Genomic DNA, 19,404 nt, shown 5'->3' with positions numbered 1-19,404 from the left:
CCGCGGGCGCCTATTTCCCCCTCTTGCGGGGATCCGGCGGCACTCGCCCCGTCCTCATGCGCGCTTGACGTTGGCCGCCACGACTTGCCTGATGTCATCGACTTGGGCGGGTGTTAGTATCCGCTTCGGCAGCATGTTGAACACGCGCGGCCCCTGATAGAGGAGGATCACCTTGTCGTCCTCTGCCCATTTCAGGTAGTCGCTCCAGGCGTTGTTCCAGTCACCCTGCTGCGCGACGCTCCTGAAGCCTTCAGCCGACCATGAAACCGTCATCGGGTGCTGGAGGGTTTTCTGGGCCGCGTAGGCCTTGCGGGCAAAAATGGCCGCGCCGACGAAATATTGGTAAAACGGCAGCGCGATCACCACCGCGAAGCCGAGATAGACAATCGGTGCATAAGGCGCATCGTGTATCTGCAATGCCGGTACGAAGAACATGCCGAGCAGCAGCGCTACGAAGCCTAACCACCAGATGAGCAACCAGCGTGAGGTCGAGTATTTCAGCATGAACAGCTTGTTGGCCGCGACATAGTCATCGGCGGTCAAGGTAAGGGTGACACTCCGGTTCAGATCGTTCATGGCCTACCAGCAAAGGGGGTGGTTCCGGATCGGGACGTAGTAACACCCTAAGCGCTTAGACAAAATAGCCGGAGGTCGTCGAACCAGGCTCTCGCCCCTCTCTTGCGATTTCTGGCATTCAGACTGCGCCACCCAAAGGGGCGCGCTCGTCTAAGATCGTGAAAATCCTTTCTCCCCCGCAAGGGGGAGATAGGGGCCCCCTCACTCAAACCTCACAAACCGCCAGCTGCCTTGCCTTCTGCCTGCCACCGACGAACACCAGCCCGAGGCCGGCCGCGGCGAGCAGGCCGCCCGCGAGGGAGACGGCGGCGTAGCCGAGGCCAAGGCTGATGACGGCGGCGCCCAGCGCTGCGCCCAGCGCGTTGCCGAGGTTGAAGGCGCCGACATTGATCGAGGAGGCGAGGCCGGGCGCTTCGGAGGCTGCCTCCATCACCCGCATCTGCACCGGCGGCACGATGGCGAAGGCCGCACCGCCCCAGACCAGCAGGCCGATGGCCGCGCCGATATGGCTGGCGAACAGCAGCGGCAGCACGAACATGATGAGCGCCAGCGCGCCGAGGAAGATCTTGGTGGCGCCGTCGAGTGACCAGTCGGCCAGCCGCCCGCCCGCCCAGTTGCCGATGGTGAAGCCGACGCCGATCAGGGCGAGCGCCAGCGTGACGAAGCTGCCGGAGGCGCCGGTCAGCGTTTCAAGCGTCGGCGCGACATAGGTGTAGAGCGTGAACATCGCGCCCGCACCCATCACGGTGGTGGCCATGGACAAAAGCACGGCGGGGCGCGTCAGCACGGTGAGCTCGCGCTTCACATCCGGCATCTGGCCGCGTTCACCCTTGGGCAGCGCGAACCACAGCGCCGCAATCGCGGCAAGGCCGATCAGGGCCGTGCCGGCAAAGGCCATGCGCCAGCCGATCTGCTGGCCGACCCAGGTCGCGGCCGGCACGCCGCCGATATTGGCGATCGTCAGGCCCATGAACATGGCGGCGACCGCACTTGCCTGTTTTTCCTTCGGCACGACGCTGGCCGCCACCACGGCGCCCAGGCCGAAGAAGGCGCCATGGTTGAGGCTGGTGACGAGGCGGGCGGCAAGCAGCGTGTAATAGCCCGGCGCCATCGCCGACATCAGGTTGCCGACGGTGAAGATGGTCATCAAAAGCATCAGCGCCGTGCGCTTGCCGAAGCGGCTGAAGGCCAGCGTCATGAACGGCGCGCCGACCATCACGCCGATCGCATAGGCGCTGATCAAGAGGCCCGCTGTCGGGATCGACACGTCGACCCCTTGCGCGATCACCGGCAGCAGCCCCATCGGCGAGAACTCGGTCGTGCCGATGCCGAAAGCGCCGATCACCAGCGCGAGAAGCGCCAGCCGGGCGGAGGGGGCGGCCGCCGTGCTGGTGGCCTCGTTGGTATCCTTGGTATCCATGACGTTCATGACATTAGCCTTCACATTCATTGCGCCCTGATGGGCATGTGATGTTGGAGCGGCCAGCCGAAACCCACTTCCGGCGTTCCGGCATTTTCATCGCCTCTGCATGGTGCGCTGACCCCCTCTCCGTCACCGCTTCGCGGCGCCACCTCTCCCCCGCCTTCGGCAGGGGCGAGGAATCGCGGTTTCAGCGCCAGCGCTTCTCCAGCCAGGGTTCTTCGCCCCCATGAAATGGGGGAGAGGTGGCACGCCCCCGGCGGCTTTGCCGCCGATATGGGGGCGTGACGGAGAGGGGGTCAGCGCCGCAAGCTCACCGCGCCCTCAGACATCCCACTTCGGCGCCAGCCCGGGCGGGGAAACGAGCCGCCCATCCGCCCGCGCCAGTCCGGCGATCGCCGCCAGGTCGGCTTCATCCAGCGCGAAATCGAAGATGGCGATGTTTTCAGGCACGCGCGCCGGATTCGCCGTCTTGGACAATGCGACAAAACCCTGCTGCACCAGCCAGCGCAGGCCGACCTGGGCGGCGCTCTTGCCGTATTTCGCGCCGATCTCGCGCAGCAGCTTGTCCTGCGGCACGGCGCCGTCGGCCATGCTGTAATAGGCGGTGACGGCTAAGCCGGCTGCCTTGGCGGCAGCGACCAGCGCCTGCTGCGGCAGGTAAGGATGCAGCTCGACCTGGTTGGTGACGATCGGGGCCGTCGAGCGTTCGATCGATTCCCGCATCTGCGCGATGTTCTGGTTGGAGACGCCGACGAACCTGGTCTTGGCGGCGGCCTTTACCGCATCCAGCATCGCGATCTGGTCGGCGACCGCCACCTTGTCGGCCGGCCAGTGCAGCAGGAGCAGGTCGACCCGGTCGACCTTCAGCTTCTCCAGGCTCTCGTCGACCGAAGCGGCGAACTTGCCTTCGCTGTAATTGTCGACCCACACCTTGGTGGTCAGGAACAGCTCGTCGCGGCGAGCGCCGGCGCGTTCGAGCGCCCGGCCGAGCGCGGCCTCGTTCTGGTAGATCTGCGCGGTGTCGAAATGGCGGAAGCCGGCTTCGAGCGCGGCCGGCACGACCCGTTCCACCTCGGCGTCCGACATGCGGAACACGCCGAAGCCGAGCGCGGGGATGTCTGCTCCATGGGCGGTGACGGTTTGCATGGGGATGTCCTTCTTCTTTTGTTGACCAGCGGCCTGGCGGCACGCTGTGAATTCCGATGATTTATCTTGCGTCATCACATAAAGGTCGGTCCGGGGCTTGATAATCCCGTTGATTTTCCCATCATCTGTGAAACGAAATCACAGGCGGGCAGAAAATGGACAACCGCACCGGTGAAATGCAGGTGTTCCTGCGCGTGGTCGAGACGTGCAGTTTTTCGGAAGCGGCGCGGCTGCTGCGGCTCACGCCATCGACGGTCAGCAAGCTGGTGTCGCGCATCGAGGCCAGGCTCGGCGTGCGCCTGATCGAGCGCTCGACCCGGGCGCTGTCGCTGACCGCCGAGGGGCAGGTCTACTACCAGCGCAGCCAGGCGCTGCTGCAGGAGCTCGACCGGATCGAGCAGGAGCTCTCCTACGGCGCCGCGGCCACCGGCGGCACGGTGCGCGTCAATGTCTCGGTCGCCATCGGCGTGCTGGGGCTGGAGCCGATCCTGCCCGAATTCTGGCGCGCCTATCCCAACATCGTCGTCGACCTTTCCCTGTCGGACGAGATCGTCGACCTTTATCTGGACCGCACCGACATTGCCTTCCGTGTCGGCACGCTGTCGGATTCCGGCATGATGGCGCGCCGCATCGGCACCGCGCGCCGCAAGATCGTCGCCGCCCCTTCCTATCTCGCCCGTCGGGGCGTGCCGCTGACGGTGGAGGACCTCGGCCGCCACAACTGCCTGGGCTTCAACTTCCGCCGTGCCCAGCCGGTGTGGCCGCTCAAGGAAAGCGGCCGCATCGTCGACCGCGTCGTCAACGGCTCGCTGCTGGCCAACAATGGCGAGACGGTGCGCCGCATGACGCTGGCCGGCGTCGGCCTTGCCCGCATGGGCGACTATCACGTGCGCGCCGACATCGCCGCCGGCCGCCTGGTGGAAGTGCTGGCCGACGTGGTGGAACCCGACGAGGAGGAACTGCACGCCGTGTTCCTCGGCGGGCAGCGCATGCCGCAGCGCGTGCGCGTGTTCCTGGATTTCGTGGTGCCGCGGCTGCAGGGGTTTTTGGGTGGGTGAGCCGAGCGCCTGCGCCTCTATCTCCCCCCTTGCGGGGGAGAAAGCGATTTCAGCATCTTAGCGAGCATGCCCGTTAGGGCAGCGGAGCTAAGTGCTAGAAATCGCAAGAGAGGGGGTGAGAGCCTGGTTCGCCGCAGGCGAATTGGAAGGTCCAGTGGACCTTTCAAAAGGCTCGAACGCCCGAGGCCATAGCCGAGGGCCGGGGCCCGCACAACGCTGACAACAGCATCTCGCATCCCCGAGGAAGATGGCTCTCACTTGCGAACCTCTCGGCTGAAAATCCCCTCTCTTGGATTTTCTACGACTTAGCCTGCGCCGCCCTGCGGGCGTGCTCGTCTAAGGTCGTGAAAATCCTTTCTCCCCCGCAAGGGGGGAGATAAAGCGCCGCGCCCGCCCAAAGCGCCAGCGCCTACCCTGCCGGGATCTCGATCTCGAAGGTCGCGCCACCTTCCCCATCCACCAGCCGGATCCCGCCCTCATGCGCCTTGACCAGCGCTGCCACGATGCTCAAGCCCATGCCGGTGCCGCCGGTTTCGCGTCGTGTGGTGAAGAAGGGCGAGAAGATGCGGGCCCGGTTGTCGGGCGAGACACCGGCGCCGTCGTCCGATGCCACGATCACCACGACGCCATCCTCCTGACGCGCGCTGACCACGAAGCGGCTGGCGCCGTGGCGGGCGGAATTGTCGGCGAGGTTGGAGAACAGGATCGCCGCGTTTTCGCCCGACATCCTGAAGCGCAGATCGGCGCCCGCCTCGACCACCACGGCCGGGCTCGCCGTTCCGGGAACCGGCGGCTCCGCGTCGGCGGATGGCGCGCCTTCCCCTGAAACGGCGAACCCCGCCAGCGCTTCGGCAAGCGACGTCGTCTCGGCAGCCGTCCCCGCGCTTTCCGCCCGCGCCAGCTCGATCAGCCGCCGCACCAGCTGGTTCATGCGCTCGGCATCGGCCACGATGTTGTTCTGGAAGCGGGCGCGGGTGGCGGCGTCCATCTCCTCGCCGGCATCGCGCAACAGTTCCGCCGCCCCCTGGATCGAGGTGAGGGGTGATTTCAGCTCGTGCGAGACATGGGTTGCGAAGGTGCGGATGGTGTCGGAGCGCGCCTGCAGCTTGCGCGCCATGTCGAGGAAGGCGTCCGACAGCTCAGCCATCTCCTGCGTGCCGTGATGGGAAAGCGGGCGGATCGCCTCGGCATCGCCCGCCGCGATGCGCGCCGTGCGCTCCATCAGCTCATACATCGGCCGCGTGATGACGCGCACGAACACGAAGCCGATGACCAGCGTGACCCCGAGCACGATGGCGCCGGCGATCAGCGCGCTGTGCGGGGCAGCCTCCAGCAGCCGGTAGCCGGCGAGGCCGGCCAGCGGCAGCACCATCACCGTCGACAGGATGGCCAGCACCACCAGGCTGAGCGGCGGGCGCCATTTCATCAAGCAGCCTCAGTCGCCGGCGTGGCCCATCTACGGCGCTCGCTGTTCCACATGGCCGGCGTTCCGGAATGGATCCCCGACACTCTCCAGTCGCTTTGCTCCTTCCGAGGCCGAGGATGACGAGCGGCGCCTCGGCCAATCTCCAACGTGGATGGTGACATGACTGTTTTTAACAACGGTGATCCCGGTGCCGATGGTGACAATGAGCGTCGACAGCACATGAAGCTCGTCATCCTCGACCTCGCGAACGACCGAAGGGAGTGGAGAGTATCGGGGATCCATTCCGGAACGCTGGTCAAATGGAACGGTGAACGTCGTGTACCGTGCACGGAAATTTCAATAAGAAGCGGAAACGCTCTCAAGCAATTCCAGGAAAAGTGTGCAGCGGTTTTCCGTCCGGAATTGCGGGGAAACAACCTGTTGGGGCGGTTCCGCGTTTCCGTAGGAAACGGGAACGCTCCAACAGCCGCGGCGCCCAAAATCTCCATCGCCTTCATCCGCCGCATCGCCCCAGCCGGAAGCCGACGCCGTGCACGGTCTCGACGACATCGCTGCCGCCGGCCGCCGCGAATTTGGCGCGGATGTTGCGGATGTGGCTGTCGATGGTGCGGTCCGACACATGGATGTTGGGCCTGCCGTCCAGCAGCTGGCTGCGCGTCAGCACATGTGCCGGGCGCGCCGTCAGGCTCTCCAGCATGGCGAACTCGATTGCGGTGAGCCGCACCTCGCTATCGCCGAACCAGGCCAGCCGCTGCCCGCTGTTGAGCTTCAGCAGCCCATGGCTGAACGGCCCGACCTCGTCAGCCTGCACCTTCGCGGGCCCAAGCCGCCGCAGCACGGCATTCACGCGCGCCACCAGCTCGCGCGGGCTGAACGGCTTCGTCACATAGTCGTCGCCGCCCATCTCCAGCCCGAGGATGCGGTCGATCTCTTCATCCCGCGCGGACAGGAACAGGATCGGCACGTTGGAGCTGCGCCGAAGCTGCCGGCACACCTCCAGCCCGTCCATCTCCGGCATGCCGACATCGAGCACGATGAGGTCGGCGCCCTTCTCGGCGAAGCGCCGCAAGGCGGCTGCGCCATCGGCCACCGCATCGCTGCTCAGCCCCGCTTTCTCGAGCGCGAAGCAGATCACCTCGCGGATATGCGGATCGTCGTCGGCGACAAGGATATGGTTCGGCATGGCGGGCTCTACAGCATGTCGCGCAAAAGTGCGCAGCGGTTTTGCGGTAACGACATGCGCAAGGAGAAGAGCATGTCGCGCAAAAGTGCGCAGCGGTTTTGCGGTAACGACATGCGCCAGGAAAAGAGCATGTCGCGCAAAAGTGTGTAGCGGTTTTGCCGGAACGACATGCGCCAGGACAAGAGCATGTCGCGCAAAAGCGCGCAGCGGTTTTGCGAGAACGGCGGGGAAAGACGCATGTCGCGTGCAGAGCAGATCCGAAGGCGGTGCTCGGCGCTTACGAGTTCACCTGGCAAGCGTTCCGGAATGGATCCCCGACACTCTGCAGTCGCTTCGCTCCTTCCGAGGTCGAGGATGACGAGGGTAAGGACGCTTCGGCCAATCTCCAACGTGGATGATGACATGACTGGTCTTGGCGATGGGGGTGCTGACAGTGAGGGTGCTGACGGTGATGGTGCCGACGGTGACAATGAGCGTCGGCAGCCCATGAAGCCCGTCATCCTCGACCTCGGAGCGACCGTAGGGAGCGGAGAGTGTCGGGGATCCATTCCGGAACGCCGGGCAAGTGGAACAGCGAGCGCCAGCGGAATGAGAAACATCGCGGCCCGCATCATGGCGCAGGCACCAGCGTGATCGCCGGCACCACGACCAACGTCGCCATTCATGTCATCATCCACGTTGGAGATTGGCCGAAGCATCCTTCCCCTCGTCATCCTCGACCTCGGAGCGACCGTAGGGAGCGGAGAGTGTCGGGGATCCATTCCGGAACGCCGACCAAGTGGAACAGCGACCCTCGCGTGCCGTGGAAACATCGCGCCCCCATCACGGCGTGGGTACCAGCACCGGCACCGGGTGAGCATCGAGATACCGCGCCAGGCGCCAGTTGCGGAAGCCCCAGGCGCGCCAGTTCTGCTGCCGGGCCAGGAAATCCCTCTTCTCGATCTCGCGCTCCATCACCATCCTCCCCGCCGTCTCCAGCCCCGGCGTCCTTTCCAGGAAAACATCCATCGCAGGGATCGCCGCCGGCCCCAGCGAACGCAGGTAGTCCTGGTCCAGCGAATAGCCTTGGCCGGTGATCTCGCGGTTGTGCATGACATTGTAGTTGGCGATGATTGTGGCGAAGTTGATGAAGCAGCACGCATAAAGCACGGCGCCGAGCGTGGCGAGATTGGCGCCGAGCAGCCATTCATTGCTGCGGCCAAGCGCGATGCGCGCCATGATCAGCACCAGGCCGGCGCCGACCAGGCCCATCCAGATGAAGGCGGCGACGCGCCAATAGGTCAGCGAATAGATGCCGACATAAAGGTCGAGCCGCAGGATCGACGAGATCACCAGCACGACGTTCTGCGCGATCCAGACATAGACCAGCACGCGCACCAGCCGGTTGGCCGACAGCGCGCTGCCGGGCCGCAGCGTCACCAGCACGAACCCCGCCGCCAGAAGCGCGGTGACGATCAGCGGATAGGCGCCGCGATGCGCATAGCCCGCATAGGTGAGGCCTTCCGGCAGCGCGACGCCGCCCCAGAGATAGGAGGCGTCGAGCACGGTCTGCACGGCGAACATCGCGTTGAACACGACAAGCGCGCGCAGGATGGCACCCTCGCTGAAGATCACGTCGCGCAGTGTGCCGGCATCCTCGGCCTTGCCGCCCGGTGCGGCGTTGCCGGCTTCCGTTCCTTGAAGTGCCGGCGCCGGCTTGCCGGCCTCGGGATACATGACGGCCGGCGCTTTCCGCCGCAGCCATCTCGGCAGCCGCGGCAGGCGTGGCCTGAGCAGCGCCCACACCAACGCCGCGACGACCAGCCAGAACACGATGCGCCCGATGCTGATGAGGTCGAGCAGCAGCCAGACATCGAGCAGCGCCAGCCAGCGGTCGATGATCGGGTTGGCCGCGCCGAACAGCGCCAGGAACACCGCCCCCAGCGCCACCGAAAGCGTCCAGATCGCGATCGTGCCGGAACGCGCGCTGGCCCGCTTCGCCGCCTTGCGCGCCCGCATCATGTCGCGCGGCAGCCGCAAGGGCGCGCCGAGCAGCAGCGCGCCAACCTGCCTCGCCATGCCGGCCAGCCCCACCCGCAGCCGGCCGGACAGCGAAAGCGCAAACGCCGCCAGCCCGAACAGCGCCACCGCCATGGAAAGCGGACTGATCGCCTCCACCATCGGCAAAAGCGCCGCAAGCACCAGCGCGACCCGCCGCACCTGCACCGCGCCCCTGACCGCCGTCGCCACCAGCGCCACCACGATCAGGCCGCAAAACAGCGGCAGCGCGATGCCGTCCGGCTGGTGGAACAGCAGGAAATCGGCAGCGCCGACGAGGAGTAGGGCGGCGATCGCCTTGGGTGTGAGGGATGTCATGCGGGATCGTCCTCGGGCTGAGGTTTGGCTTGGGAGAGAGGTGTGGAGTTGGGCTGAGGTGCGGACTGTGGCTGAGGCACCGAGTGCGTGTCGCACGGCGGCGGGAAGGGCAGGATCACGGCCTGGCGGGGAAACCCAGCCGGCCGCCTGAACGGCAGCACCTTAGCCTCGCGGCTTGACAGCCGTCTGTATGGCGGCGCTTCAGGTGGTGGTGGCTCGCGACTCGGTGGCTCTACCAGCCACCATCCGTCGGTCTGCAGTCTTCTGGGCAGCGTCGTTTGCATGCGCCATCTGTGACGGCGGGGCGGGGAGATGCGGTGGCCGAGATCAGGAGATGTTCAGGAGATTGGTGCAGATTTTGTGCAAGGTAATCCTTAGTATCTTTCCCGTCGAAACTGACTGGGCTTCAATTTCGCCGCGCCGAGCCGATCTGCCCGCTGAAGGAAAGCGGCCGCATCGACCGCGTTGTCAACTGTTCGGCGAGACGTTGCAGCGCATGACGCTGGCAGGCATCGGGCAGTCCGCATGGGCGACTACCATATCCTCGCCGCCGGCCGCCTGGGGAAGTGCTGGCCGACGTAGTCGAGCCCGCGAGGAAGAAATGCACGCCGTGTTCCTGAATTTCGTGGTGCTGCGGCTAAAGGGGGCTAGATGCGGTAGGCATCCTGCTGGGTGCAGCCCGAGCAATCGGCTACCCCTGAGAGCTAATTCTGCGGCGGGTACTTTTTCCCAGCTTCCGAGTTGCGACCGCTAGTTCGCGATGTGTTACACGATGGCAGTTTGCACAAAGGCATTCCAAATCGTCAAGCATTGTGACGTGACCGTCCTCCATGTCTCTAACATGATCCTTGGCATGATGGACCTCAATACAGGCTGCCGCCACGTCGGCCTCATAGTGCTCTGTCGGAATCATTTTGCAGCGTTCACAGTAGAGAACGCCGTGCTTCGCGGTGAATGCGGCCTTCTTCCTGTATGATAGGCTCGGATTTCGTTCCCTACGCATGTGCATAACAAGCTTTAGTGTGCCCTCGCGCGAGCCGTCGTCTGCTGGAGGCAAGACGTTCTGTGCCTGTAAGACTTCCTCTGGGGTTGGAGCTGGTTCGTCTTTCGAAACTATCAGGTACCCCGCCGCTTCGATGATTCGAAAACTGGGTTGGCCCCATCCTGCGTTGAAATGCTCCGGTAAGATTTCAACCCCTAGTGCCTCTTGCAGCGCCAGACCGAAGACCCTCTTAGGGGCAAGTCGCGTTCCATCGTCGAGCAAGACGTCATACTCTCGTGAATCATTGAAGTTTGGGACATCTTCATTTGAACGCAGTCGCTGGACCGCGTTGGCTATATGTGAAGAGTTGACCTTGTCCTGCTCTTCAGCGCTCAATCTATTGACGCTGAGCTTGTCTTTCCAATTCATTAGCTTGAGCGTGGAACGAATACTCGCTAGCGAGTTGCCCTGTGTTTCAATGCGCAGCGCCTTCGTAGAGTTGCCGCCTAGAGCTCCCGGCGCTTGCCCAAAGTTTTTTGCTCTGGACCTTATTAGCGCAACGGCTTGTTCGTCGCTTAATCCTGAGAGTTCGCGCGCATTCACAAGAATCCGCTTTTCAAGAGCCATTTTTCGTGCCGGTAAGCTATCAAGCAAGACGCGGGCAATGCCGGATCGATTAGGATTTCCCCCCGAGCGCAAACGTCGAACTATCGTTAGAAGAGCTTTTTGATAGTCCGTGTTCCGAGGTGGTCTCCCGCCGGTCGGGCCGCCACGGCTGTGTAGAAGTACGTTGGCGCCATCCAATTCAATTCGCGCATCATAACCACCGGCCAAGTCGCCGTCTGAAATGGAGTAAAGCAATTGTCGTCTCCCGGTAGCAAACTCTGTGTCTGCCCATAGGGTCTTGGGCGAACATCGCATCGCCTGCTGATTATAGAATCTGCTCTTGCGGGCCAACAATGGCGAGACTGTGCGCCACATGGCGCTGGCCAGCGTCGGCCTTGCCCGCATGGGCGACTGCGCCGCGCTGACCGCCAGCCGATTGATGTAAGTGCTAGTCGACGGACCATGCGCTTTCACCCGCACCGCCACGATGGCGAGGCCCGCCGCGACCGCCCCTGTCGCGCCTTTTGATAAAGAATGGCGAGAAGATGGCGAACAGGTCGGCTCGAACGTCTCATTTGGTAATTACAGATTTTGATTGAGGCGGCTTTGGCAACTTCGAGCTTTGCTGTCCCCAGGAGACATAAATATTGGGAATTTGCCTCCTGATCCGACTCCGCTACATTGATGAAAAGCACAATCGACGCGAGTCGAGTTGGAGTGGAAGCTGGTGCGTGCGATTGACCTCTATGCTGGGATCGGGGGATGGAGCCTTGGGCTCAAGTTGGCAGGTATTGAGGTTGTGGCCTCATATGAATGGTGGCAGCCAGCGGTAGACACGCACAATGGCAATTTTCTCGGGACAGTCCAGCCAACGGATATTCGTCAGCTGCACATGGAGGACCTACCGACCGACATTGACTTGGTCGTCGGTAGCCCACCTTGCACCGAGTTCTCTTATTCAAACCGAGGCGGTGGCGGCAACCTCGATGAAGGTCTGAAGGATCTCATCAAATTCCTCGAGATCGTAGAGCACCTGAAGCCTCGCTTCTGGGCGCTCGAGAACGTGCCTCGTGTAGCTCAAGTTCTTCAGCGCGGCCTCAACGATCCCTTCCATCCACTCTATCGTTTTCGGCAGCTTAAGCCGCGAATAGAAGTCATCGATTTTTCAGATTACGGTGCGCCGCAGTCGCGCCGTCGGTGCATCGCTGGCAACATTCCTTTCGATATGATCGAGACGTATAAGCATCGCCTGCCTCGCCGGACCCTTGGTGATGTCGTCGACGCAATTGCCTCCGATGTCGAGGTGACTGATCCCGTTTGGGGCTGTGTACTTCCGGCACGGATGATGACCGAATGCGAGACGGAGGCTGCCCTGAACGCGGAGGAACTCCGCATGAACCGCGAATCGAAAACCTATCATCCAGTCTACAACAACATGGCGTTTCCGGATTCTATGGATGCGCCCGCGCGGACAGTGACTGCTACCTGCACCCGTGTGTCGCGTGAGAGCATTATTATCGACGACGGCGTCGGCGGGTACCGCCGCTTGAGCATCCGGGAGCGGGCTTGCCTACAGGGCTTTCCCATTACCTATCAATTCTACGCCCGATCTTTCTCGGATAAAGCCAAGATGGTCGGCAACGCCATCCCACCAACATTCACCTATCTGATTGCCCAGGCTGCGCTAGGTATCCCGGCGGACCGCTTCACAACGTTGGCAGAGGCCGGAATAGCTCTGACGCCGCCCGAGCGCGTGGCACCAGTTACGCCGCCAACGACAGAAGGCCGAACATATCCTGTCGGTCGCAGTTTCCGTGCCGCCTTACCGGGATTGCGGTTCAAGAGCGGAATGCGGTTCGAGCTCGCCAATGCCAGGAGAAAGGATGGCGCCTGGCGGGTCCGCTTCTTCTTCGGCCCATCTGTCGATATTCGTGAGATCGAGATGGGCAGGGAGCTACTGCGTCAGCTTCGCTCGTCGCCCTTGATAAAGACTTTGCTGATGAGCACGGGGGTTGCTTTCACAGCAGCCGAACAGACCCTGCAGGAGACGACACCTGATGCGCTGCAGGCAGCATGGACCCATCGCGCGCAGGGGGTAAGGCCATACGAAGTAGCGGATTTGCTCGGAGAATTGGCAGCGCAGGTCCGACGTTATTTGGAGGCTGTGCCAATCGACCAGCAACATGCTGTTATTGGTTATGTAATGGAGGCGGCGGCTGAGGGCGAAGTCAGCGACAGCATCCCCGGATCCAAGAAATTAACCATCAATGCTCTGGCGATACTCAGCGGGCTCATAGTCGGCGCCTGGTTCAATACTCTCCCATGGCACCACCAGCAATGCGCCGTAGCTTGATATTACGCTAAATGGTCTCCGAACAATTCGGTGAATTCGTGGAACGGCACGCGTACAGACTCCCAGAATCCGCCTCCGGTATCGCTTGGCATATGATCCGCCATTGTCTCTAAAGGAACGGCCGCCAAGCGGGGGGCGGCCGCGTCCTTCAAATCCCACAAGTGGAAAACATAGGCAGCGCTCTCCGTCGCCGTGTCCCATTCTCGTCGTGTTATATGAAGGTGCCCTGCTAAGCCGGCGCGGCTCGCCTTCACCTCGATCGAAAGTAGTGACGGATCATCGGCCGCCTTGATCGACAAGACGTCATATCCGTCTTGGTTGCTATCGATGGCGACCCATCGTGGAGACGCACCAGTGCGTACCTGCTCATGAGCTAGTGTTAGGCGCTCGCCTTGCCGACCAATTGCCAGCAATCGATCGTCAAGGAGTCCGCGCGCAATCGATGCAAGTTCGTCCCAGAAGGCAACTACGTCATCTGTAGGCGCATCTGCGGCCCCAGACTCTACCAGAATCTGGCCTACGCCTGGCGGGCAGAAAGCAAGTACTCGGGACCGACCGTACGGCGCGTTCTGCAGCCAATCCGGCTTCAGCAGTTCCGCGTAGTCGAGAGTGATGCGGCGTAGCACGAATTCATAGCGGCCCGAAGCAATCACGCGTAGTCCGGCTGGGGTGGCAAATAGGACGCCGGCCTCATCAACGGCAAGCCAGTTCAGGACCTGGGACAATGCCAGCGCCTCTGAAGGTGGCCTACCGCCTACCGTTTTCATGCCGGAGAGAAGATCAGGCGCGGTGAGGGGGCGTCGCTGCAGTAACTCCAGTAGCGCTAGTCCAGCTTGCGCGAGGCCTGGCGACAAAGGCGTGCTCATTCCGCGCGGCTCAAGTCGTAAGCCAAAGCGCGAACATCCTCCAGTTGCAAACCCGTCGTGTATTCCTCTGGATCGTCCACCTCAGCTACGTCGGTAGGATCAATTGGAATTGGATCTGGCCTGAGGGATGAGTCTTCCAGCGCGTTGGCCATCTGGTCAATTTTGAACTTGAGGCGGGTCCGCACTGTCTCGTCCACTGTGCCAACGCATTCGACGATTTCGATGATCGTTTTCTGGTACTTTGGCAGTCCGAACCGATGGATGCGGTCTTCGGACTGCAGATAGTGAGCGGCGTTGAAGGTGCGGTCCAAATAGAGTGCGTGGTGGCAGACGCGGTGAAGGCTTACGCCTTCACTCGCTGCTGCCGGGTTGGCGACCATGACCCGGACGCTTTCGTCATCGTGGAAGGCTTTGATTTTGCCTTCGCGGGTGTCGCCGTCATCCTCACTACCCGCATCTACGCCGCCATGTATATAAACGGCGCCCAGATCGGCGAGACGCGAAGCCATATATTCTACGTTGCGGACGAACGAGGACCATATCAACACCTTCTCGCCCTGCTGAGAGAGCTGCCTGGCACGTCTGAGTACATATTCGAGCTTCGGCCCTTCTCCTTCGGCTAGCACCGCAGCTAGTAAGTCGCGATGGGCGAAGCCGATCTGAGACGCCAGCAGCGACGGGTTCGACACGAACTGGAGCAGACGCGAGACTGATCGGCCGAGCGACCTGAAAGCTTGTCGACCTTGGGCGTTGAGTACCGCAGAGGCTTCACGCGCTACCTCTTGCCTCATTAATTGGTAGAGGTCGTGCTGGACCGGCGCCATCGGCAGTTCACGGAGGTTACGAGTGACTTCCGGTAGCTCAAGCTGAGCCTTGTTCGTTCGGACGTAGATTGGGCGCATCAAGTCAACGACGGTATCTTCCTGTGCCGGTATCTCGGGGTATAGGAAGCCGAATTGAGGCAGCAGATCGCCAATAGACTGCGGCATTGGCGTCCCGCTCATAATCAATTTGCCGACGGGTAGATGCGACAGCCCCATGACTGAGCGTGCACTCGCCGCAGCAACGCCAGCTTTTATTCGGTGGCTTTCGTCGAGGAAGACGAATGTGCGGTGTTGCGCTAGATGTTGCGCCAGAAGATCCTGAATGCGGGTTAGCTGCTGGTAAGTTACCAGCATCAATTGGGGGTCGGCGGACAATGCTGTGCGAATGCGATCCCGGCCACCGCGTAAGCGAACGAACTGTGTGCCAAATTCTGGCAGACATTCGACAATCTGCTCGTCCCAGGCCGCAAAGGCGTTCTTGGGCGCAATGACCAGTAGGCGATCCCCAGGCTCTGACCTGTATGTGTAGAAGGCTAGAGCCTCGGTTGTCTTGCCGGCTCCTGGCACTGAGAAAGTAGCTGCAGCGGGTAGAGCGGCGATCCGGCCCACATTCACCAGTTGATGATCCGACAGCCCACGGACGAAACCCGATGCGCCGAGTGCCGACTTCAGGTCGTTCGCAGAAAGCGGCGGCGTTTGAGCTGCAGCCCGATAGGTTTCAGCGATGCGCTGTGATTGTCTAAGGAGTTCGGCGGCTTCCGTGCTGATCGACAGGCCGTCGCCCAGCTTGAGACCATTGGCGCGAAAAACTTGCAGAAATTGATCACGCGCGCCGGCGAAGGACCACCACGGCAAGGAGACACCGGCGACACCTTCAAGGGCTGCATCGCGGCTGGTGTCGAACGCTACTCGTTTGAGCATTGCTGCCCAAGGGGCAGAGTTTTCACGGATGTCCCAGGCGAACACAGCCCGGCCCTGCCTGGCTTGATAGTCAATCCTAAGCATGCTTGCCCAGGAACGCCCGTATGGCTGTCACTCGTGCTTCGATCTCGTTGAGCTGCTTTTCGACGCCAGTTAGTTTTGACTCTGGGCGTAGCCCATCTTTTACCGCGGCTGTAAGAGTACTGTTCGCCTTGGCGCAGAGATCGAGCAAATAGCCTGCCTTTTTAATGTCTTTCTTGAGCTGGCGCTCCGATTCCAAAACGTCAGCGATAACTTCGCGGGCTCGCGTCCATTGGTCCGGGTCCTTCAGGATGCCAATTAGTGCCGTCTCTTTCGCGCTCGCTTCATCGGGCTGACCATCGCCGAACAAGGCATCTAGCCCATCATCGTGCGTCGTTGTCTCGATATCAAACTCCTCCGATAGCCGCTCCGTTACCTTGTCCAGACTTCCTGCCAGATCGGGGATTGCGATGTACAACCGACCGACCGCGGCGGGCTCATCGATAAGAGCGAAGGCGGCTTCCTTGAACATTTCTTTTCGAGCCACCCCGGAAAGCCGAGAGCGGCTTTGGACAAGGCGCTGGAATGTGTGCTCCTGACCGGAAACCTCGGACCACATATTGGCCTTGCCACGGGACCTCAGATACTCATCTGCGTAGGATTGCATGTCCAACAACTGGGCGAGCTCGCTCTCCTTCATCTTGTAGAGAAGGCAAAGCTCGGCCGGTTCAATGCCGTCCCGATCCCTTTTGGCTAGCATCATGTTAGCCTGTGCGTCCCAACTATAGTCGGCTCGTATGTCCTTTTCGATCTGGAGCTGCGCCTCAAGCCGGTTGATGTCCTTCTCCGTCGCGCGTGGTAGAACGACGACCTCAATGTGCTCAAAATGCTCATACTTGCCTGCTTCGTCGAAAAGCAGCTCCCGCCAAGCAGACAGTCGACGATTTCCGTTTACGACGAAGCCATCCTGATCCAGTAGCAGGGGCTCGACCTGCTTGTGTGCCGAGTCGGCAAAGTATTGATCCAGCTCTGATTGACGGCTGAGCCGAAGTAAAAGCCCGTGCTGAGCTTCTTGGGCGTCCCACATCTCTGAATCTCCGGTAAATAAATCATCTCGGAGATCGGGGTTTAGTGCGAGATATTCCACCTGAAGAGAGGCGGTGCGCCCATTGGTCAACCGATATTTGGGTAGACCGATTGGAATCCGGATTATCGGCAAATCCTGATTGAGTCCCTGAAATACCACGCGATGCGTCGGCAAATCCTTGGCCTTGAGGCGGGTCTCGAATTCTTCATGACGTGACGGACGGGGCCAGCCAAATCTAGAACCTTTAGGAGTATCGGGAAGGAGGGGTTCTAGCATCTTCACTCCAAGGACAGGACGAGAGTCGGAACGTGGTACGCTTTGCGGAAAATTTCCAGCTCCCGCTGCAAGCGCGTGGCTTGGGCGATATTGTCACCAATGGCAGCCGCAAGCGGCTGGGAAGGTAGCACGAAGATCGCTGCCTCAATTGCGTTGTCGAGGTACAGCGTCTGCAGCTTTATCAAATCCGCGTACATCCTGGCCATGTTGCCAGTCTGCAAGCACAAGCCGATTCCGTTGCGCATGGATGTGATGCTCATGTCCGAGCCGCGGGCGACAGTGACCTCGCCTGACCAACCCTTTTCGCGAAGTTCCGCGACAAACCGATCGCGGATGCGAGGGGCGGCGCCTCGTTCTGCCCGAACTTCGATGGCAGTCGCAGCGGCGACTACCTCAGACAAAATGGAGTCTGGAACTCGTTCTGCGCCGGAACAATGGCTGTGGATCGAAACCTTCATTTCCCCTCCGTTTGCAGCTTGTCAGCCGAGCGGGAATCTGTGGAGTGAGCTCCACAGATTTTCCAGACCCTAAACGACCCCACGCCAGTTTTCCTAAGACCTAACTGAAGTCAGCGTTGCTTGGAAGTCATCGCTACGTTTATATTCAAAGTCTGCAACAACTTGTGGAGAGGTCGCAAGATCGATAACTGCGACGATACTGGGTGTTGTTAAATCCACTTCCCCCGGGCTCAGAGATGAATCATACTGAATCGAACGACTAGGCACGATCCAAGTTGTGAATGGATTTCGAATTTGTCGGTCCAACAAAGTCCCTTAGCGTTTCCTCCAGCGCCGTCTGGGCGCCGACTTCGCACTCCCATAGGACCAAGACCTTCCAACCCAACGCTTCAGCTCTGGCGAGGTCCCGCGCGTCGCGGGCGCGATTGCGGGCAAACTTTGCTTCCCAGAAATCACGACGCGTTTCAGGCACGTGTGCAAGACGACATCCGGCATGCTGGTGCCAAAAGCAACCATGCACGAAGATAATCTTACGACGGCCCGGAAAGGCGATGTCCGGTCGGCCAGGGGCATCCTTCCACTGAAGCCGGAAACGATAACCTAGCCTATGAAGGAGCTTTCTGACGATCAGTTCCGGCTTGGTGTTGGCTCTGCGGATGCGCCCCATGTGAGCGCTGCGCTGCTTAGGGGTTAGGAAATCTGGCATATCCGTACGAGAATTGGACAGCAGCACAGCTACAAAGAATCCACTGCCTGCTTTTCAGCAAGGTAACGGGATTCGGTGCCGTCTTGAAACGCGCAATGCCTGTGGGTTCGAATTTCGCTGACGAATTACGGTCTGAACTTCGCCATCGTGGCCGGTGATCTGAGAGGACGCGGGACGCAGCGAGATTGCAGATGGAACTTCCTTTGGACTGCGCGGCTAGAACGGCCTGTACCGTTGCGGTGTTAATGTTTCATACCTCTGCGCCCTTCATGCTGAAGAGCCTGTTTCACAGCCTCCGCCCAACTAATTTACAGATTGGATCGGAGCTACCAGGAGAAGAATAGATGGAATCGGCGGGTTCGAGTCACAAGCACGACTTAGCGGATGGTTGGACCGTTGAACTCAAAGGAGACCCAGACGATCTAGAGGACTGGAAAGCTGAGTTGAGGCCGCCCAACCTACCGTATGTAGTGCTGACCGATGTGTCAGTCAGCCCCGAAGTGGAGCAAAACGCCTACCTTCTCTCTGCGAGCGAATTTCAAACCTGCGGTGATGCTGCAGATGTACGAGAACAGGCTATACCTATGCTTCGCGAACTTAATGGCCTTCTCTCAGTTGCAAGGGATACGAGACCTGTTGTTTTAGGTAGAATATTCAGGCGCGATCTATCTGGAATTTATCACGGTACTGCTTTTTTAGACGCGATAATGACAGGCCCGCGCTTTCGCCTAAGTGCTTATATGACAGTAATCCGCCAAGGTAAGGAGGTATTTGATGAGCCGGCACTGTCCTTTGCGCAAAGCGCGTGGGCTCTTAAAGATGGGATACTAGCAGCAGCCTTGGAACATTTCGGCCGTGCCGACAACTGGCATGATCTCTATAAGACCTACGAGGCGCTCGGCAATAAAGAAGAGTTTCTCAAGCTAGGTTTTACAAGACGGGAAGTTGCCAACTTTAGTCTTACAGCACAGCTTATACGGCATCACAAAACCACTTCGCTTCCCGCTCGTCAGCTTTCCCTGGCAGAAGGGCGTGAATTTATTGCAGATGCGATTAGGAGGCGGCTAGCCGCCGGCAATTCGCGGCATTCCAGCTAACCCGCATTTGTTTATGACTGCAATGCACCCTTTGTTCAAG

General features: G+C 60.9%; 16 protein-coding genes. 3 read left to right on the top strand and 13 right to left on the bottom strand.

What is annotated here, in order from left to right:
• Positions 1-54 precede the first annotated feature (54 nt).
• The 3 genes from AO692_RS21720 to AO692_RS21710 all read right to left on the bottom strand — a co-directional run bounded on the left by AO692_RS21720 (position 55) and on the right by AO692_RS21710 (position 3,145).
• Complete coding sequence (locus AO692_RS21720; protein ID WP_244483441.1) at positions 55-576, bottom strand: YcxB family protein; 522 nt, start codon at positions 574-576, stop codon at positions 55-57.
• Positions 577-781: 205 nt separating this feature from the next.
• Positions 782-2,005 (bottom strand): MFS transporter, encoded by a 1,224-nt coding sequence (locus tag AO692_RS21715; protein ID WP_082407510.1) that lies wholly within the window; start codon positions 2,003-2,005, stop codon positions 782-784.
• A 315-nt stretch (positions 2,006-2,320) separates the two neighbouring features.
• Complete coding sequence (locus tag AO692_RS21710; RefSeq protein ID WP_054312126.1) at positions 2,321-3,145, bottom strand: aldo/keto reductase; 825 nt, start codon at positions 3,143-3,145, stop codon at positions 2,321-2,323.
• 155 nt (positions 3,146-3,300) lie between these two features.
• Here AO692_RS21710 and AO692_RS21705 point away from each other — a divergent pair, with 155 nt between their 5' ends.
• Entirely contained in the window at positions 3,301-4,203 is a 903-nt protein-coding gene (locus AO692_RS21705; protein WP_054312125.1) for a LysR family transcriptional regulator, read from the top strand.
• Between the two features lie 409 nt (positions 4,204-4,612).
• On the opposite strand, the gene AO692_RS21700 is transcribed toward AO692_RS21705, so the two are convergent.
• The 5 genes from AO692_RS21700 to AO692_RS21675 all read right to left on the bottom strand — a co-directional run bounded on the left by AO692_RS21700 (position 4,613) and on the right by AO692_RS21675 (position 11,010).
• The gene (locus AO692_RS21700) at positions 4,613-5,629 is read right to left on the bottom strand and encodes a HAMP domain-containing sensor histidine kinase (protein WP_054312124.1); all 1,017 of its coding nucleotides are present in this window, start codon (positions 5,627-5,629) and stop codon (positions 4,613-4,615) included.
• 493 nt (positions 5,630-6,122) lie between these two features.
• Positions 6,123-6,812, bottom strand: a complete 690-nt coding sequence (locus AO692_RS21695) for a response regulator transcription factor (RefSeq protein WP_054312123.1) — start codon at positions 6,810-6,812, stop codon at positions 6,123-6,125.
• Between the two features lie 8 nt (positions 6,813-6,820).
• Complete coding sequence (locus AO692_RS32875; RefSeq protein WP_152979925.1) at positions 6,821-7,216, bottom strand: hypothetical protein; 396 nt, start codon at positions 7,214-7,216, stop codon at positions 6,821-6,823.
• A gap of 418 nt (positions 7,217-7,634) precedes the next feature.
• Positions 7,635-9,167: a DUF4173 domain-containing protein gene (locus AO692_RS21680; RefSeq protein ID WP_054312120.1), complete on the bottom strand. Its 1,533-nt coding sequence runs from the start codon at positions 9,165-9,167 to the stop codon at positions 7,635-7,637.
• 691 nt (positions 9,168-9,858) lie between these two features.
• Positions 9,859-11,010: a hypothetical protein gene (locus tag AO692_RS21675; protein ID WP_152979924.1), complete on the bottom strand. Its 1,152-nt coding sequence runs from the start codon at positions 11,008-11,010 to the stop codon at positions 9,859-9,861.
• A 472-nt stretch (positions 11,011-11,482) separates the two neighbouring features.
• Between AO692_RS21675 and AO692_RS21670 the strand changes: the two genes are divergently transcribed.
• The gene (locus tag AO692_RS21670; protein ID WP_161808105.1) at positions 11,483-13,108 is read left to right on the top strand and encodes a DNA cytosine methyltransferase; all 1,626 of its coding nucleotides are present in this window, start codon (positions 11,483-11,485) and stop codon (positions 13,106-13,108) included.
• Positions 13,109-13,110: 2 nt separating this feature from the next.
• Here the strand turns inward: AO692_RS21670 and AO692_RS21665 are convergent, their stop codons facing one another.
• From AO692_RS21665 to AO692_RS21645, 5 genes are all read right to left on the bottom strand, one after another.
• A complete protein-coding gene (locus tag AO692_RS21665) occupies positions 13,111-13,974 on the bottom strand; it encodes a DUF3883 domain-containing protein (protein ID WP_054312117.1) in 864 nt (287 codons plus the stop codon).
• Positions 13,971-15,764, bottom strand: a complete 1,794-nt coding sequence (locus tag AO692_RS21660; protein ID WP_244483440.1) for a DEAD/DEAH box helicase — start codon at positions 15,762-15,764, stop codon at positions 13,971-13,973. The genes AO692_RS21665 and AO692_RS21660 overlap by 4 nt, the downstream gene beginning before the upstream one ends.
• A 31-nt stretch (positions 15,765-15,795) precedes the next feature.
• Positions 15,796-17,103 carry a hypothetical protein gene (locus AO692_RS21655; RefSeq protein WP_152979923.1) on the bottom strand — a complete coding sequence of 436 codons (1,308 nt, stop codon included), beginning with the start codon at positions 17,101-17,103 and terminating at the stop codon, positions 15,796-15,798.
• 2 nt (positions 17,104-17,105) lie between these two features.
• Positions 17,106-17,561 carry a BglII/BstYI family type II restriction endonuclease gene (locus AO692_RS21650; RefSeq protein ID WP_054312115.1) on the bottom strand — a complete coding sequence of 152 codons (456 nt, stop codon included), beginning with the start codon at positions 17,559-17,561 and terminating at the stop codon, positions 17,106-17,108.
• A 259-nt stretch (positions 17,562-17,820) separates the two neighbouring features.
• Positions 17,821-18,267 carry a very short patch repair endonuclease gene (locus tag AO692_RS21645; protein WP_054312418.1) on the bottom strand — a complete coding sequence of 149 codons (447 nt, stop codon included), beginning with the start codon at positions 18,265-18,267 and terminating at the stop codon, positions 17,821-17,823.
• 344 nt (positions 18,268-18,611) lie between these two features.
• Here AO692_RS21645 and AO692_RS21640 point away from each other — a divergent pair, with 344 nt between their 5' ends.
• Positions 18,612-19,364, top strand: coding sequence for a hypothetical protein (locus AO692_RS21640; protein WP_054312114.1), 753 nt, complete (start codon positions 18,612-18,614; stop codon positions 19,362-19,364).
• Positions 19,365-19,404: the final 40 nt, after the last annotated feature.

The organism is Mesorhizobium sp. 1M-11 (genome assembly GCF_001303895.1).
GTDB lineage: Bacteria > Pseudomonadota > Alphaproteobacteria > Rhizobiales > Rhizobiaceae > Mesorhizobium.
The sequence above is the reverse complement of the archived record's forward strand: the minus strand, read 5'-3'. Positions and strand labels throughout refer to the sequence as shown.

Coding starts and splice junctions, on each gene's coding strand:
- AO692_RS21720 (WP_244483441.1), bottom strand. CDS start 576: ATGAACGATCTGAACCGGAGTGTCACCCTTACCTTGACCGCCGATGAC.
- AO692_RS21715 (WP_082407510.1), bottom strand. CDS start 2,005: ATGAACGTCATGGATACCAAGGATACCAACGAGGCCACCAGCACGGCG.
- AO692_RS21710 (WP_054312126.1), bottom strand. CDS start 3,145: ATGCAAACCGTCACCGCCCATGGAGCAGACATCCCCGCGCTCGGCTTC.
- AO692_RS21705 (WP_054312125.1), top strand. CDS start 3,301: ATGGACAACCGCACCGGTGAAATGCAGGTGTTCCTGCGCGTGGTCGAG.
- AO692_RS21700 (WP_054312124.1), bottom strand. CDS start 5,629: ATGAAATGGCGCCCGCCGCTCAGCCTGGTGGTGCTGGCCATCCTGTCG.
- AO692_RS21695 (WP_054312123.1), bottom strand. CDS start 6,812: ATGCCGAACCATATCCTTGTCGCCGACGACGATCCGCATATCCGCGAG.
- AO692_RS32875 (WP_152979925.1), bottom strand. CDS start 7,216: ATGTCATCATCCACGTTGGAGATTGGCCGAAGCGTCCTTACCCTCGTC.
- AO692_RS21680 (WP_054312120.1), bottom strand. CDS start 9,167: ATGACATCCCTCACACCCAAGGCGATCGCCGCCCTACTCCTCGTCGGC.
- AO692_RS21665 (WP_054312117.1), bottom strand. CDS start 13,974: ATGAGCACGCCTTTGTCGCCAGGCCTCGCGCAAGCTGGACTAGCGCTA.
- AO692_RS21655 (WP_152979923.1), bottom strand. CDS start 17,103: ATGCTAGAACCCCTCCTTCCCGATACTCCTAAAGGTTCTAGATTTGGC.
- AO692_RS21650 (WP_054312115.1), bottom strand. CDS start 17,561: ATGAAGGTTTCGATCCACAGCCATTGTTCCGGCGCAGAACGAGTTCCA.
- AO692_RS21645 (WP_054312418.1), bottom strand. CDS start 18,267: ATGCCAGATTTCCTAACCCCTAAGCAGCGCAGCGCTCACATGGGGCGC.
- AO692_RS21640 (WP_054312114.1), top strand. CDS start 18,612: ATGGAATCGGCGGGTTCGAGTCACAAGCACGACTTAGCGGATGGTTGG.